13 protein-coding genes are annotated in these 15,878 nt (G+C 64.6%); 7 read left to right on the forward strand and 6 right to left on the reverse strand.

Going from position 1 to position 15,878, the window contains the following annotated elements:
* The 3 genes from NX068_RS19030 to NX068_RS19040 form a co-directional block, all read left to right on the forward strand.
* A partial coding sequence (locus tag NX068_RS19030; RefSeq protein ID WP_263462790.1) for a sigma-70 family RNA polymerase sigma factor occupies positions 1 to 459 on the forward strand: 459 nt, incomplete at its 5' end.
* Positions 456 to 1,445 (forward strand): FecR domain-containing protein, encoded by a 990-nt coding sequence (locus tag NX068_RS19035; protein ID WP_263462791.1) that lies wholly within the window; start codon positions 456 to 458, stop codon positions 1,443 to 1,445. The genes NX068_RS19030 and NX068_RS19035, both read left to right, overlap by 4 nt.
* A gap of 37 nt (positions 1,446 to 1,482) precedes the next feature.
* Positions 1,483 to 3,972, forward strand: a complete 2,490-nt coding sequence (locus NX068_RS19040; protein ID WP_263462792.1) for a TonB-dependent siderophore receptor — start codon at positions 1,483 to 1,485, stop codon at positions 3,970 to 3,972.
* 98 nt (positions 3,973 to 4,070) lie between these two features.
* Here the strand turns inward: NX068_RS19040 and NX068_RS19045 are convergent, their stop codons facing one another.
* The 6 genes from NX068_RS19045 to NX068_RS19070 all read right to left on the reverse strand — a co-directional run bounded on the left by NX068_RS19045 (position 4,071) and on the right by NX068_RS19070 (position 9,527).
* Positions 4,071 to 4,346: a type II toxin-antitoxin system RelE/ParE family toxin gene (locus NX068_RS19045; RefSeq protein WP_263462793.1), complete on the reverse strand. Its 276-nt coding sequence runs from the start codon at positions 4,344 to 4,346 to the stop codon at positions 4,071 to 4,073.
* Positions 4,346 to 4,615, reverse strand: a complete 270-nt coding sequence (locus tag NX068_RS19050) for a CopG family ribbon-helix-helix protein (protein ID WP_263462794.1) — start codon at positions 4,613 to 4,615, stop codon at positions 4,346 to 4,348. The genes NX068_RS19045 and NX068_RS19050 overlap by 1 nt, the downstream gene beginning before the upstream one ends.
* A 98-nt stretch (positions 4,616 to 4,713) precedes the next feature.
* Positions 4,714 to 6,030 (reverse strand): sensor histidine kinase, encoded by a 1,317-nt coding sequence (locus NX068_RS19055; RefSeq protein ID WP_263462795.1) that lies wholly within the window; start codon positions 6,028 to 6,030, stop codon positions 4,714 to 4,716.
* Positions 6,030 to 6,725: a response regulator transcription factor gene (locus NX068_RS19060; protein ID WP_263462796.1), complete on the reverse strand. Its 696-nt coding sequence runs from the start codon at positions 6,723 to 6,725 to the stop codon at positions 6,030 to 6,032. The genes NX068_RS19055 and NX068_RS19060 overlap by 1 nt, the downstream gene beginning before the upstream one ends.
* A gap of 34 nt (positions 6,726 to 6,759) precedes the next feature.
* Positions 6,760 to 8,625 carry a TonB-dependent receptor domain-containing protein gene (locus NX068_RS19065; protein ID WP_263462797.1) on the reverse strand — a complete coding sequence of 622 codons (1,866 nt, stop codon included), beginning with the start codon at positions 8,623 to 8,625 and terminating at the stop codon, positions 6,760 to 6,762.
* 347 nt (positions 8,626 to 8,972) lie between these two features.
* Positions 8,973 to 9,527 carry a class I SAM-dependent methyltransferase gene (locus tag NX068_RS19070; RefSeq protein WP_263462798.1) on the reverse strand — a complete coding sequence of 185 codons (555 nt, stop codon included), beginning with the start codon at positions 9,525 to 9,527 and terminating at the stop codon, positions 8,973 to 8,975.
* Between the two features lie 502 nt (positions 9,528 to 10,029).
* Here NX068_RS19070 and NX068_RS19075 point away from each other — a divergent pair.
* From NX068_RS19075 to NX068_RS19090, 4 genes are all read left to right on the forward strand, one after another.
* On the forward strand, positions 10,030 to 11,154 hold the full coding sequence (locus NX068_RS19075) for a sensor histidine kinase (protein WP_263462799.1): 1,125 nt from the start codon (positions 10,030 to 10,032) through the stop codon (positions 11,152 to 11,154).
* A 173-nt stretch (positions 11,155 to 11,327) separates the two neighbouring features.
* Entirely contained in the window at positions 11,328 to 14,015 is a 2,688-nt protein-coding gene (locus tag NX068_RS19080) for a bifunctional acetate--CoA ligase family protein/GNAT family N-acetyltransferase (protein ID WP_263462800.1), read from the forward strand.
* A 5-nt stretch (positions 14,016 to 14,020) separates the two neighbouring features.
* On the forward strand, positions 14,021 to 14,869 hold the full coding sequence (locus NX068_RS19085) for a D-hexose-6-phosphate mutarotase (protein ID WP_263462801.1): 849 nt from the start codon (positions 14,021 to 14,023) through the stop codon (positions 14,867 to 14,869).
* A gap of 188 nt (positions 14,870 to 15,057) precedes the next feature.
* Positions 15,058 to 15,858 carry a transporter substrate-binding domain-containing protein gene (locus tag NX068_RS19090; RefSeq protein ID WP_263462802.1) on the forward strand — a complete coding sequence of 267 codons (801 nt, stop codon included), beginning with the start codon at positions 15,058 to 15,060 and terminating at the stop codon, positions 15,856 to 15,858.
* Positions 15,859 to 15,878: the final 20 nt, after the last annotated feature.

The raw sequence follows: 15,878 nt of genomic DNA on the forward strand, positions 1-15,878 counted from the left end.
GACCACCATCACTGGCTGCATGTGTGGCTGCGCAAGAAGCTGGGCTGCTCGGAGCATGCGGCCGACCTCGCCCACGATACCTTTCTGCGCCTGATCGACCGCGATGAACCGGTCGAGCTGCGCGAACCGCGCGCCTTTCTGACCACCATCGCCAAAGGGCTGATTGCCAACCACTTCCGCCGTCAGAAAATCGAGCGCGCCTGGCTCGATGCCCTGTCCAACCAGCCGATACCACTGAGTCCCAGCCCGGAAGAGCGGGCGCTGATCGTCGAGGCGCTGCTGCGGATCGATACGCTACTCGACGGTCTGCCGCCCAGGGTTCGTTCCGCCTTCCTGCTTTCACAGCTCGAAGGCCTGACTTATGCAGAAATCGCCGAACGTCAGGGGGTCTCGGTGAGCATGGTCAAAAAATACATGCTGCAAGCCGTCACTCAATGCATGCAGATCGAACTGCCGTGACCCTCTCCACGCAGGAACCCACTGCCGAGATGCTGACCGAGGCTGCACGCTGGTTCGTGCTGCTGGCATCCGGCGAGGCGACAGAGGCCGAGCGGGAAGGCTGGCGGTCCTGGCTTGCAGCCGATCCGCGACACGAGGCCGGCTGGCAGCGCGCCGAAACCGCCATGGCCCTGTTTGCCGATATTCCGCGCGAACAGGCCCACGCTTCGATCGAAGCCCTGGAACGCCGCCCGGCCCTGCGCTCACGCAAGCGCCGCCGCGTGCTGGGCAGTATTGCAGGGCTGCTCGCGAGCAGCCTGATCGGCTGGCAGGGCTGGCGACGCAGCGACTGGTCGGCAGACCATTACACGGCCATCGGCGAACAGCGCAGTCTGCATCTGGCCGATGGCAGCGTGCTGCTGCTGGACACCGATTCGGCCATCGACCTTGCCTTTTCCAGCCAGCTTCGCCTCATCCACCTGCGGCGCGGCCGGCTGTCGCTGACGACCGCTCCGGCAAACCCGTCTCCACGGCCGCCACTGATGGTGCAGACCGCGGAAGGCCGAATCGAGGCGCTGGGCACCCGCTTCACCGTCCAGCAGAGCGAAGGCAGCACCAGGGTCGCCGTGCAGGAAGCCCGCGTCGCCATTCACCTGAAATCCGCTGCGGACCCAGCCCCTGTCCTGTCCGCCGGCGAAAGCGCCCGTTTCGACAGATTCGGACTGAGCGAACAACGCGCCGCCCACCCCCATGAAAACGCCTGGACCCAAGGCATGTTGATCGCGGACGACCTGCCGCTCGCCGAACTGATCGCCGAACTGGCGCGCTACCGCCAGGCACCGCTGATCGTCGACCCGAGCACCCGCGATCTACGCATCTCCGGTACCTATCCCCTGGCCGATACCGACCGGGCCCTGTCCGTGCTGGCCGACATTCTGCCGGTTCGCATCCTCCCTCTGCACGACGGCGACCCCGGCCGCGGCCAGATCATCGTGCGCCGTCGATAAAAAACTCGCTCTGGCGCTGTACTTTTTGTGCGCTCGATTGGCATGGAAGGAAAGCCCCCTTTCATCGCAAACCGAGGAATCTTCGATGCACGATCCCCAGCGCTGCCCGCCCCGGCCGCTTCGCCGCCCCATTGCCCTCGCTTTGAGCCTGCTTTTGGGCAGCATCGGCCTGACCGGCACACTGCTGCCCGCCACCGCCATGGCCCAGGTCGCGCCCACCCATCGCTTCGACATTCCTGCAGGGCCGCTCGCTGCCGCACTCAACCAGGCCGGCGCCATTTCCGGCGTGCTGCTCAGCTTCGATCCCATGCTGGTGGCCAATCGGCGCAGCCCCGGCCTGAACGGCAGCTTCAGCATCGAGGAAGGGCTGCATCGCCTTCTTAGCGGCAGCGGCCTGGGGGTGACACGACGTGACGATGGTAGCTACATGCTGCACAGACTGCCGGATGCCCCGGCAGACACTGCAGTCTTGTCCGCAGTCAGAGTGATCGGTATCACCGAAGGCACGGGCTCCTACACCACCAATCTGAGCAACACCGCCACCAAGCTGGATCTGTCGCTGCGCGAGACGCCGCAGTCGATCACGGTGATGACCCGCAAACGCATGGAAGACCAGGGGTTGGACGAAATCAGCAAGGTGCTGGATCAGACCACAGGCCTGTATTTCAACAACACCAATGTGGTCGGAGGCGACAGCAACGCTATCTACTCCCGTGGTTTCGAACTGCAGAACTACCAGGTAGACGGCGTGCCACGTTCACACCGCTTTGGTTTCAAGAACGACATCGCCGACACGGCAATATTCGACCGTGTCGAAGTCGTACGCGGCGCCAGCGGCCTGCTGAATGGTGTCGGGGAGCCGTCTGGCGCAGTGAACCTGGTACGCAAACTGCCTACGGCGGAATTCCAGGCTCACGTCGCCGCCAAGTACGGTTCCTGGGATTTCTACCGCGTAGAGGCCGACCTCGGCGGCCCCCTGACGGAAACAGGCAATGTCCGGGGCCGCATGGTTGCAGTTCATCAAGACAACGGCATGTTCGTCGACCGGGTCGAGATGGAGAAACAGATCTTCTACGGCATCGTCGAAGTCGACCTGACGCCGGCCACCATTCTGTCGGCAGGTGTCGAATACCAGCAGCACGAAACCTCGGGTGCCGGCAGCCTGTTCTCGGGCGCCCCCATCTTCTTCCTGGATGGCTCCAGAACCGGCTTTGGCCCTTCGACCAACATCGCAGCAGACTGGTCATCCACCCAGCGGGACAACCTGACGCTCTTTGCCGGGCTGGAGCACTACTTCGACAACGACTGGAAAATCCGGCTGGATCTCGAACACTCACGCAGAAAATACGACATCACGATCGGCGACGTCAGCCTGAATTACGCAAGCGCCGGCAATGTGGGTTCGTTCCGGGGATTCAAGTATTACGGCGAACCTACGCAGAACTCGGCCACGCTACACGCCACCGGTCCATATCGCCTGTTCGGGCGCACCCATGAACTGGTGATGGGCGGCAGTTATTACGAAATGAAGGAAGACGGCAAGAACCACCACCGGATGGATACGCTGATTCCAGACTACGCCGAACTGTTTCGGCTGATCGGCACCGGCCACTACCCCCGAGGTGACATGAGTCCGACCGGCGCCGGCAGTACCCTGCGCGACTGGCAAAGCGGCCTGTATGCCGCCACCCGGCTCAGCGTCACGGACGACGTATCGCTCATCATCGGCAGCCGCCTGAGCAACTGGAAAACGCGCACGGATCGATTCACCGCAGCGGGCATCACGACACGCGGCGAAACCAGCAAGGAATCCTCCGTCGTCACCCCCTATGCCGGCATCGTCGTCGACCTTGGCGACCATCTCTCCGTCTATGCCAGTTACACGGACATCTTCCAGCCTTCCACCCGTTCCGACGCCAACGGCAATCTGCTCGACCCCGCCGAAGGTTCCAATCTGGAAGCCGGCTTCAAACTCGCCTTCTTCGAAGACAGGCTGAACCTTTCCGCCGCCATGTATCGCACCAAGAAGGACAACGTGCCCGAATACGTGCCCGGCCCCGGCGGCTCGGTCAACAGGGGCCCCACCGGAGAATACGTGTACGAAGGCATCGACGGCACCAAGACAACCGGTTTCGAACTTGAAATCGCCGGAGAGCTGACACCCGAATGGCAGATTGCCAGCGGCTTCAGCCATGCCAAGCCCGTCGATGCCAACGGCAAGCCGCGCCTGACCTACATCCCGCGCAAGACGCTGAAGCTGTTTACCAGCTATCAAGTGCTGGAAGACCTGACGCTAGGCGCCAATCTGCGCTGGCAAAATGCCATTTCGAGCAGCAGCCCGCGCCCCTACTCGCAGAGCAGCGTCGCAACGCTGGATCTGATGGCGCATTACGTCATCAGCCGCCAACTCAGCGCCACCTTGAACTTCAACAACGTGTTCGACAAACGCTACTACACCAACATCAACAGTGGCGGCTGGTACGGCGAACCCCGCAGCGCCTATTTGAACCTGCGCTACAGCTTCTGAACCGTGCTGCTCAGCGGCATCCGACTCATGGACTCCTCCAGGCAAAGTCCCAACGTCATCCATGCGATAACAGATCGCCGCGACAGTCCTGCCCCTCGTTACCGATCCTCGCGCGTATGCCAGATTCGCAGAATGTAGATCGTCCCGCCTTGAATTTCGTAGCGCATCTCGTACCGCCCGACGAGTATCCGCCGCACTTCATGCGGATCGAACTGGAATAGCTGCTCGCCGATGCGAGGATTGGTCAGCAACGTGGACGGCGCCTTGGTCAGCGCCTGCACGGTCCGCGCTGCCGCAAGCTTGTCGACCGGGGCAAGAAATTCATACAGCCGCGTCAGGTCGGAGAATGCCTTGCCGGTCCATTTGATTTGCATCAGCGCGGCACCGGCAAGGGATCGCCCGTGCTCAGGCTATCCGCCCACACCTGCACGGCCTGGTGATCAATGACGCGGCCGGCATCCACATCGGCCAAGGCCTCGCGAGTGAGGCCATCGCGCTCTTCTTCCTGAGCGATCCAGGCGGAAAGCGCCTGTTTCACGACCCAGCCGCGCGAGCGTTCGAGACGTTCCGCCACCTGATCGACTTTCTCGGCGAGCGAGACAGGTACGTGTGCGGTCAGAACACGGGTTTCGGCTTTTGGCATGATGCTCTCCTTGAATCCGGTTCGACTCTTCTCAATCCGATTTGATTTCAATCGTAGTGATTGAAGTTGAATCAATCAACGAAAATTCAGCACCAGCCTCATGTGTGCTGCCAAAGTACAAAACTCAATCGCAACACGCATGGCGAGCTGGAGACGAAGCTCGCCGTGCCGCCCACCTGGCGCATGATCTGCTCGACGATGGCCAGGCCCAGTCCTGAACCGGGCGACTCGGCACTGCCCTTGTGGAAGCGCCTGAAGTACTCGTGCTGGCACGCCAGCGGCACGCCTTGCCCCTGGTCCTCGACTTCGACATGGGCCAGCCCCGCCTTCGCATCGCAGCCGATGCGGACGCTGACCGTTCCCGCACCGTGCACCAGGGCGTTCTCCAGCACATTGACGATGACCTCCCGCACCAGGCCCGGCGTTCCTTGCACCAGTGGCGCCACCGTTTCCTCGTCGATCGATACGTCGCGCCCACGGGATTCGAACATCGGATACAGATGGGCGATGACTTCGCGTATCAGGACCGAGAGCTGGCAAGCGTCCGACTTGTTCGCCTCCGGGGTGTGATCCTGCCGGGCAAGCATCAGCAGTTGCTCGGTCACCCGCCTCAATTGCTGGAGATCCTGGCGCACGACCCGCCAGTCCACCCGCCCCTCCTGCTCGAACTTCTGCAGACGCAGATCCACCACCGTCAGCGGTGTCCTCAATTCATGGGCGCCGTCGGCGAGTATCTGCCGTTCGGCCTGCAGGGCTTCGCTCAGGCGGGCGACTGCGCGATTCAGCGCACGCCCCAGCGGACGGATCTCCTCGGGCAGCGAAGCTTCCGGTATCCGTTCGGTTCGATCGGGGCCGATTCCCTCGGCCAGACGTGCTGCGCGGCGCACGGGCGCCAGGGTCCAGGCCATCAGCGCCCACAGCAGGATGCCGAACAGCAGCATGAGGGGTATCAGCACCAGCAGACTGTGTCTGAGGCGTGCATCCAGCAAAGTCTGAATGGCTTCGCGCTCGTTGACGTCGCGCCGCGCTACCATCAGCACCCTGTCATCGTCCAGCGGTACCGGCACATTGATGATCCGGCCGATGTCACGGCCGAACCAGAAACGCTCGGCGAGATCCTCCAGGGAGTCCTGCCGCAGGCGCAGGGCACGGCTGCGGTCGGCGGACATCCACAGGACCTCTCCATCCGCGGAATACAAGGTGTAGGACATGTCGCCCCCCGCATGCACGGCCGGGAGCTGCGCGGTATCGCGGCTTTCGACAAAAGCCGCGACGGCATCGCGTGCTTCCAGAAACGCCAGACCGCGCCGCAGCACGTCGCGCGTACCGTGCAGGTAGAGGCTCATGCAGGTGGCGCATACCGCGACCACCACCGCCATCGAGAACAGCACCCGCCAGCGCAGACTGGTCGCCATCACCCGGGCACGGTCATGCGCTGTTCGGCCACCAGGCGATAGCCGATGCCGCGCACGGTATCGATGCGCACGTCCGCGCCCAGTTGCTGGAGTTTCTTGCGCAGACGCGACACCAGCGCCTCCACCGCGTTGAGCGAAGCCGGCTCATGGCTGGCATAGATGCACTGTTCGAGCCTGTCCTTGACGGCGATGCGGGGCGCGATCCGGATCAGTTCCTCGAACAGCATCGCCTCCCTGCGTGCAAGGTCCTGCAACTGGCCGCCGATCCGCAACTGCATCGACGAAGGGTCGTAGGCGACGTTGCCGAGTGTCAGCAGGACCTCTCCGTCGTTCCCCACGCGCCGCAGCAGCGCGCGCAGGCGAGCGACCAGTTCAGGCATGTCGAAGGGCTTGAGCACGTAGTCGTCGGCGCCGGCATTGAGGCCGGCGACGCGGCTCTCCAGCGCGTCGCGCGCAGTCAGGGCAATGCACGGCAGCCCTGCTCCACCCTTGCCGGCCAGCTCGCGCAGGATCTGCATGCCATCCATGTCGGGCAGCCCCAGATCCAGCAGGAGCGCGTCGTAGCGATGCAGCCGAATCGCGGTCAGGGCCTGCGCGCCCGTCGCCACCGCGTCCACTGCGAACCCCGAATACTCGAGATGATTCACCAGCAACTCGCGCAATTCGCAGTGATCTTCGACAACCAGAACCTTCATCGCACATCTTGCTCCGCCGGGCGCGCCCTACTCATCAAAACTCCGCAGTCACGCCCAGATACAGGCGACGGCCGTCGAGGGTCTTGCCGTAGTCCGAGCTGTTCACTTCCTTGTCGAACAGATTGTAGATGCCGGCAAAGGTGTTGAGGTGCTTGTGCAGCCGGTACAAGCCGCCGATATCGACCAGGGTGTAGCCGGGAATGCTGGCGGTACCGTCCTCGATCGTCTTGCTCTTGTACTTTGCCTTGGCCCACATGCCCGCATGGTCGCCGATCTTCCAGTCGAGGCCGAGATTCACCATGTGGCGGGGCGTGTTGTTCAGCGGCCTGCCCTTGCTCGCGCCGCCGGTGATCTCGCTGTCGGACCAGGTGTAGTTGGCGTTGAAGTGGGCAGCCCGGCTGATGGGCATGCTGAAGGTCGCCTCCACACCGCTGAGCCGCGCGGCATCGAGGTTGATGTACTGGCTCATGCGGTTGCGCCACGAACCGTCCGGCCCCTGGCAATTGGCCATCCCGCTCGGGCTCTGGCAAATGGTGTGGGTGCCGATCTTGTCTTCGAAATTGGTCCGGTAGACCGTCAGCCCGGCATTGAACCACTGCGGATCCGTCCAGTTGATGCCGAGCTCGTAGTTCGTGCTGCGCTCGGGCTTCAGGTTCGGGTTGCCCTTGTCCCACGATGCGCCGCGCGCGGCGTTCTCGACGATGCGGTCGTCGGCCTGCTTGAGGGTCGGGGTCTTGTAGCCACCGCTGACGCCGCCCTTGACCACCAGTTGCGGAGACAGATGGTAGACGCCGTACAAGCGCGGGGTGACTTCGTTGCCGTAGTGCTGGTTCCGGTCGTAGCGCAGGCCGCCGGTCAGCGCGAAGTCGTCGGTCAGGTAATACTCGTCCTCGATGAACAGCGCCGCCTGCCAGCGCGACAGCTTCAGCGACGAGGAGCCGGGGAAGCGGCTGGCGTCGTGATCCGTCTCTTCCTTCTTGTGCTCCAGGCCCATCGTCAGCACCTGGCGCTCCAGCCTGGCCACGGTCTTGGAATTGATGGTCGTCGCCCGGTAGGCCGACTCCAGGCTGCCGTTCTCGATATCGACCTTTTCCTGCAGGATGAAGCTCTTCGTGCTGATCGCCGAGTTCCAGTCGATGTCGTGCATCAGGCTGAAATGGGTGCGCTTGTTGGCCATGTCGCCGGCGCTGCCGGTCTTCGCGGTGCGCTCGTTCTCGTGCTCCGCCACGCCGGTCTCGAATTCGAGGCTTTGCGCCTCGCTGAACTTCCAGCGCAGCTTGCCGGTGATGTCCTCACGCTCCTTTCGCGCGTAGCCGCCGATGAAATCGTCCTCGCTGCGCTTGTACTTGGAGCCGTACAGAACCAGCGCCAGCTTGTCGTTCACCAGCGGCCCGTTCAGGTAGAAGCGCCCCTGGTAGGTCTTGCCGGCATCGTCATTCTCCTGCAGCACGGTGTCGAGCGTGACGCTGCCCGTCCAGCTGTCGGTCACCTTCTTGGTGATGATGTTGATCACCCCGCCGAGCGCGCTGGAGCCATACAGCGAGGACATCGGCCCGCGCACCACTTCGATGCGCTCGATCGCGGACATCGGCGGCAGCCAGCCCACCTGCGCGCCGCCGCCGAAACCGTTGTAGTAGGCCTCCGACGAGGCACCGAGCGGTTTGCCATCGACGAGGAACAGCACGTAGCTCTCGCCCATGCCGCGAATGTTGATGGACGTGCTCTCGATCTTGCCGCCCGACCCGCCTTCGATGCTGATGCCGGGAAGATCCTGCAAGGCGTCGGTCACGTCCCGGTAGTACTTGCCTTCGAGCTCTTCCTTGGTGATGACGCTGATCGTCGCCGGCGCCTCGGCGATGGCCTGCTCGAAACCGGACGCGGTGACAACGATCTCGTCCATCCTGCGTTCGCTTCCGGCCTGTTGCGCAATCGCAGCCGAAGAGGCGCATGCCAGCATGGCCAGCACCAGGGCCGACGGGGATTTGGGGGAAATCGGAGACTGCACGTGAGACATTATCGGTACCAGAAATGAGTGCATGGAGAAGGATTCGTTGTCCATCCCTTGTCTTGGAATGAATTCACGAATAAGAATCACTCTCAGTTTTGCACTCTTTCCTGATCGCAAGCTGACGTAGCCATGCCCCCGGCTCGGGGCGGTGGCATCTGCAGGAGGCGAGTCAGCGCAAACGGCGGAAGTTCACGCGGCTGAACCAGCGCTTCGCCGATACGGCGAAATGCCCGCCCTATCTAGGGCAGCACCAGCGTCGCCGCGTGCCCGCGCACCGCGCATATCCGCTGCACCGCGGCGGGGCGCGGCGACTGCACTTCGCCCTGCTCGAAGGCGACGATGGTCCAGTCGCCCCGCAGCCGTTCGAGCAACTCGTTCGGCCGCAGCAGGAATTCGGGATTGCTCGGCTTGCCGAAACGCTCGTTGCCGAGCATGAAGGTCTCGTAGATCAACACCCCGCCCGGCCGCAGCACGGTGAGCAAGTGGCCGAAGTACGGGCGGTACAGGTAGTTGGTGACGACGACGGCGTCGAACTGGCGTCCGGCATACGGCCATGCCTCGCCTTCGAGATCGGCCTCGCGGGTGCTGACTTTGGGCAAGCCCTGCAGAAGCTGCAGCGCGATGCCGTCGCGGTCGACCGCTTCGACACGGAAGCCGCGCTGCGCCAGCCAGCGTGCATGGCGGCCGCTGCCGCAGGCGTAATCCAGGATTGCGCCGCCCGAGGCGATCAAGGGCGCGAATCGCGTCACCCAGCTGGAAGGTGTGCTCGCGGCGGTGTGCAGGAGGTCGTGCATGGGCTGTTTCCGTTATCCCTGGTCATGCGGGGTCGTGTGGCGGACATTCTAACCAGCCTGCCACCGAATGCAGCGGCGTCGTTTCCGGCAGCACCGATGATCGTCATGACCATCGGGTCGGGCCGGCATGCCGCCGCATTGCGCAACGAATCTGTGCTATAGATTCAGGCCATCGCCAGCATGCCCGCCTGGCCCATCGGTGGTTTCCGACAAGGCAATGGATCGCGTTCCGGACAAGGAGATTTCAGCGCCAATCAGGACAGCGGCCCGTATCGCCACGGGTCTTGCGCCATTGCTTGCCGTCCCGCCGTCGCTCGCCGCCGACGGCTTGCTTCGGCCCGCCGATGGGCAGGGCTGGCTCTGGCCGGTGCTGTGCCTGCTGGCCGGCCTGGTGCCGGGATATCTTCTCGGCCGTCGCAGGCGTGCGAATGACCATTCCGCTACATCGGCCACGGCAGCATCGGCGACATCGGCAATGGCGGACTCCGGCCAGGCGCAGGCGATGCCCGCTCCTTCCGCGAAGGAATGCCTCTACCTCGACATGCTCGAATCGGTCAGCGAGGTCATCTTCCGCACCGACGCCGAAGCCAGGCTCATCTACCTGAACAAGGTGTGGTGCGAACTGAGCGGCCACGATGTCGAGGCCAGCCTGGGCAAGCCGCTGCACGAATTCCTTCACCCGGACGACCGCGAGACGGCGGCGCAGCTGTTCCGGGACCTGATCGTCGGCGCAGGTGCCGACTGTGAGCGCGAATTCCGGCTTCGGACCCGCAGCGGAGAAATCCGCTGGATCGAGGTCACCGCGCATCGGGCGCCGGACACGAGGCCGGGAGAAGGCGGCCTGACCGGCACGGTGGACGACATCTCCGCACGCAAGGTGGCCGAACTGAGCCTGCGCAACCTCAACCAGGAACTGGAGGCGCGCGTGCGGCTGCGGACTGCCGAACTCGAAGCTTCGAACCGCGAGCTCGAGGCCTTCTCGTATTCGGTTTCGCACGATCTGCGGGCACCGCTGCGCGCCATCGACGGCTTCGCCCGCATCATCGAAGACGAGCTCGACGGCAAGGCCGAAGCGCATACCTTCGCGCATCTTTCGCGCACTCGCAAGGCGACCGAGCGCATGGCGAACCTGATCGACGCGCTGATCAATCTCGCCCTGCTGGCGCGGCAGCCGCTGCAGAAGGAAAGCTTCAGCCTGTCGGAGCTGGCCCGCCAGATCGTCGAGGAATTGCAGGCCGAAGAGCCCGGGCGCGAAGTCACGATCCAGATCACCGAAGGACTCGATGTCATCGCTGATCGCGCCCTGACTTTCTCGCTGCTCGACAACCTGCTGCGAAACGCCTGGAAGTTCACCGCGCACTGCACACCGGCCCGGATCGCGCTGAGCGCCGAACGCATCAATGGCCGCCGCGTGTTCTGCGTCTCCGACAACGGCGCCGGTTTCGACATGAGCCACGCCGGCAACCTGTTCAGGCCCTTCTACCGCATGCATGGCGCGGAAGCTTTCCCGGGTACGGGTATCGGCCTGGCGACGGTGCAGCGCATCGTGCAGCGCCATGACGGCACGATCCGGGCCGAGTCCACACCGGGCGAAGGCAGCCGCTTCCTGTTCACGCTCGGACGATGAGGTGCGAGCGTGACGCTGTGCCCGGCCTTTGACGAGGTTTTAGGCTTTAATCGTCGGCAACGATACGGATTTTGTGCACTGCAGTATAATTCTGCGGTCGATACACTCGATTCTGCAAACGCCCGAAACGACAGGCGGTTGCGCCAGCCATTTCATCCAGACAGGTTGCAGCCATGAAAGAAACGCACTACCTCACTCCGCTTCTCGAACCGCGCTCGGTGGGGATCATCGGCGCCAGCGAACGCGAGGGTTCACTGGGCGATGTGCTGGTCCGCAACATGCTCGACGCGGGCTACAAGGGCAAGCTGTTCGCCATCAATCCCAAGCATGAATCGGTGCGCGACATCGCCTGCTACAAGTCGGTGGAGGACGTCCCCCAGCGCCTGGACCTGGTGGTGATCGCGGTACGCGCGGAAAAGGTGCTGGCCATCCTCGACGCCTGCGGACGCGCCGGCGTCAAGGCCGCGATCCTGCTGTCTTCCGGCTTTTCCGAAGCGGGTCCGCGCGGCGCACTGCTCGAACGCCAGGTCGTCGATGCCGCGCAGCGCCACCGCATCCGCCTGCTCGGCCCCAATTGCCTGGGCATCATGCGCCCGCAGCTCGGCCTCAATGCCACCTTCGCCCATACCCGCGCGCAGAAGGGCAGCATCGGCCTGATCTCCCAGTCGGGCGCGCTCTGTGCCGCGATCCTCGACTGGGCCAAGCCCAACAACGTCGGCTTCTCGGCGGTCGTGTCGCTGGGCACCTCGTCCGACATCGACTTCGGCGACGTGCTGGAATACATGATTTCCGACCCACGCACCGAAAGCATCTTCCTGTACGTCGAAGGCATCCGCGATGCGCGCCGCTTCATGAGCGCCCTGCGCGGCGCAGCGCGGGTCAAGCCGGTGCTGCTGATCAAGGCCGGCCGCCACCCCGAGGCCTCGCGCGCCATCCTGTCGCATTCTGCGGCGCCGATCGGCGACGACGCGGTGTTCGACGCCGCGCTGCGCCGCGCCGGCGTGATCCGCCTGTACAACCTCGGCCAGCTCTTCGCCGCCGCCAACGCACTGTTCTCGCACTTCCGCCCGCGCGGCAACCGCCTGGCGGTGATCACCAACGGCGGCGGGCCGGGCATCATGGCGGCCGATCGCGCGGCCGACATCGGCATTCCGCTGTCGGAATTCACCGAAGGCACGATGGAAAAGCTCAACGCGGTGCTGCCGGCCAACTGGTCGCGCGGCAACCCGGTCGACATCCTGGGCGACGCCGATGCCGAACGCTACGGCAAGGCGGTGAAGGCCACGCTGGAAGGCCCCAACGTCGATGGCGTGCTGGTGATGCTGACGCCGCAGGGCATGACCAACCCGAGCGCCGTCGCCGACGCGCTGATCGAGATCGAGAAGACCGCCGACAAGCCGGTGGTCGCCTGCTGGATGGGCGAAGAGCTGGTCACCGAATCGCGCCAGAAATTCAGCGCCGCGGGCATCCCGCATTTCCGCACGCCGGAACCGGCGGTCGAGCTGTTCAGCCACATCTCGGCCTACTACCGCAACCAGAAGCTGCTGATGCAGACGCCGTCCTCGCTGTCGCACCTGACCCCGCCGTCGATCGAGAGCGCCCGGCTGGTGATCGAGATGGCCTTGTCCGAGCGCCGCAAGAAGCTCAACGAGATGGAATCGAAGGCGCTGCTGGCCGCGTTCCGCATCCCGATCGCGCAGACCGTGGTGGCGCGCTCGGCAGCGGAGGCGATGGTGCTCGCCGCCGAGATCGGCCTGCCGGTGGTGATGAAGATCGACTCGCCGAGCATCGTGCACAAGTCCGACGTCGGCGGCGTGCGCCTGAACATCCGCAGCCTGGTGGCGGTGCGCTCGACCTACCAGGAAATCCTCGACGAAGTGAAGCGCGTGCAGCCGGACGCGGTCATCAACGGCATCGCCATCGAACCGATGATCCAGAAGCGCAACGGCCGCGAGCTGGTCGTCGGCGTCAAGCGCGACCCGGTGTTCGGTCCGGTGATCACCTTCGGCGAAGGCGGCAACCTGGTCGAGGCCAACCGCGACGTCGCCGTCGCCCTGCCGCCGCTGAACAGCTACCTGGTCAAGGACATGATCCGCTCGACGCGGATCTACCACCGCCTGGGCGAATTCCGCCACCTGCCGGCGATCGACATGACGGCGCTGGAACTGGTGCTGCTGCGGGTGTCGGAGATGGTCTGCGAACTGCCGTGGATCACCGAGATGGAGATCAACCCGCTGATCGTCGACGAGAACGGCGCGGTCGCGGTCGACGCCAGCATCATCGTGGACAACGTCTCGCCGACGGCGGACCGCTACGACCACATGGCGATCCACCCCTACCCCTCGCACCTGACGCAGACCTGGATCGTGCCCGACGGCACCACCGTGACGATCCGGCCGATCAAGCCCGAGGACGCCGACCTCGAAGTCGAATTCGTGCGCAACCTGTCGTCCGAGACCAAGTACTACCGCTTCATGAACACCATGCGCGAACTGCCGCCGGCGATGGTCGCGCGCCTGACGCAGATCGACTACGACCGCGAAATGGCCTTCGTCGCCACGCTCGAAGTCGATGGCCAGGAAAAGGAAATCGGCGTCTGCCGCTACGCGGTCAACCCGGACGGCGAATCCTGCGAGTTCGCCGTCGTGGTGGCCGACGACTGGCAGCACCGCGGCCTGGCGCGCAAGCTGATGGGCGTGCTGATCGAAACCGCCCGCAGCCGCGGCATCGCCTACATGAACGGCGTCTTCCTGTCGAACAACGAGCGCATGCTCAAGTTCGTGCAGAAGCTCGGCTTCGTGCTCAGCAACGACCCCGAGGACAACACCGTCAAGCTCGGCGTGCTGGCGCTGCAGGACTGATGGCGATGGCAGCCGGTATCGAACGCGTCGACTTCCACGGCCAGCCCGCGCTGCGGCTGGCCACCGGCAACGCTGCGGCCGCCGTGGTGAGCCTGTTCGGCGGCCAGGTGCTGTCATGGACGCCGCCCGGCGGCGGCGAACGCCTCTACCTGAGCCCGCAGGCGGTGTTCGACGGCAGCACGCCGATCCGCGGCGGCATTCCGGTCTGCTTCCCGCAGTTCTCCGACCGCGGCCCGCTGACGCGCCATGGCTTCGCCCGCACGTCGACGTGGAGCGTGCTGACCGAGCGCAGCAGCAAGGACTACGCACTGATCACGTTGGGCTTGAACGAGGGCGATGCGAAGCACGCGGGCTGGCCCCACGCCTTTGCCGCCGAACTCAGCATCCTGCTCGAGGACAGCCGGCTCGATCTCGAATTCGAGGTGAACAACACCGGCGGCGAAAGCTTCGATTTCACCGCCGCGCTGCACACCTATCTGGCGGTGCGCGAAGTCGAGGAATCCCGTCTCGAAGGCCTGCACGGCTACAGCTATACCGACCAGCTCGAAGCCGGCCGCGTCCAGCGCGACAGCGGCGACGCGCTGCTGGTCGAAGCCGAGCTCGACCGCATCTACCGCCGCGTCGAACGCCCGCTGCTGCTGCGCGAACACGATCGCAGCCTGGGCATCAACGCCGACGGCTTCACCGACGTGGTGGTGTGGAACCCGTGGGTCGAGCGCTGCGCCGCCATCGCCGACATGCCCGACGACGGCTTCCGCCGCATGCTCTGCGTCGAAGCCGCTGCGGTGCACACGCCGGTGCGCCTCGCCCCCGGGGAAAGCTGGTGGGGCCGGCAGACGCTGGTCGCACTCTGACTCTCACGCTTTTCGCGCTGCAGCGCACCATGAGCAGGCACGGCCGCGTGCCGCTCACCCGTTCGGTGCATCGGCGACCCGACGAACGCTAGCCTCCTGCCCGCAAACGGCGTTTCTGCGCCCGAAGCGCAGGATGGCACGACTCCTGCTGATGGCTCCTGTCCCCCTTCCCCCGACAGGAGTCATCCATGAAAACACAACGCCGTTCCTTCCTTCAGCACCTGGGTCTCGCCTCCGCTGCCGCGCTGATGCTGTCGATGCCGTTCGCGGCGCAGGCCGACGCGCTCGACAAGGTGCAGAAGGCGGGCGTCATCAAGATCGCCATTCCGCAGGACTTTCCGCCCTTCGGCTCGCTCGGCGCCGATCTCAAGCTCCAGGGCTACGACATCGACATGGCGAACCTGATCGCCGAGGAAATGGACGTCAAGCTCGAGCTGATTCCGGTGACCAGCACCAACCGCATCCCCTTCCTGACCACCGGCAAAGCCGACCTGGTGATCTCCAGCCTGGGCAAGAATCCCGAGCGCGCCAAGGTCATCGACTTCTCCGCGCCCTACGTGCCTTTCGTCAAGAGCGTGTATGGCCCGCCGGACGCCGCCATCGCCGGCCCGGCCGACCTCGCCGGCAAGGTCGTGGGCGTCACCCGCGGCTCGACCGAGGATCTGGCGCTGACCGATCTGGCCCCCAAGGGCACCAGCATCAAACGCTACGAGGACAACAACGCCACCATCGCCTCCTACCTGACCGGCCAGGTGGAACTGGTGACGGTCGGCAACATCGTCGCCAACGCCGTCAATGACAAGACCGGCCAGCGGCCGATGGCGGCCAAGTTCGCCGTCGAGGACACGCCCTGCTACATCGGCGTCGCCAAGGGCGAAACGGCGCTGCTGGACAAGGTGAACGCGATCATCGCCAAGGCCCGGGCCGACGGCCGCCTGAACGAATTCTCGCTGCGCTGGCTGAAGGAGCCGCTGCCGGCGAGCATCTGATCGGCGCGCACGTACCGGAA

The organism is Thauera carbonicopians (assembly GCF_025699485.1).
GTDB lineage: Bacteria > Pseudomonadota > Gammaproteobacteria > Burkholderiales > Rhodocyclaceae > Thauera.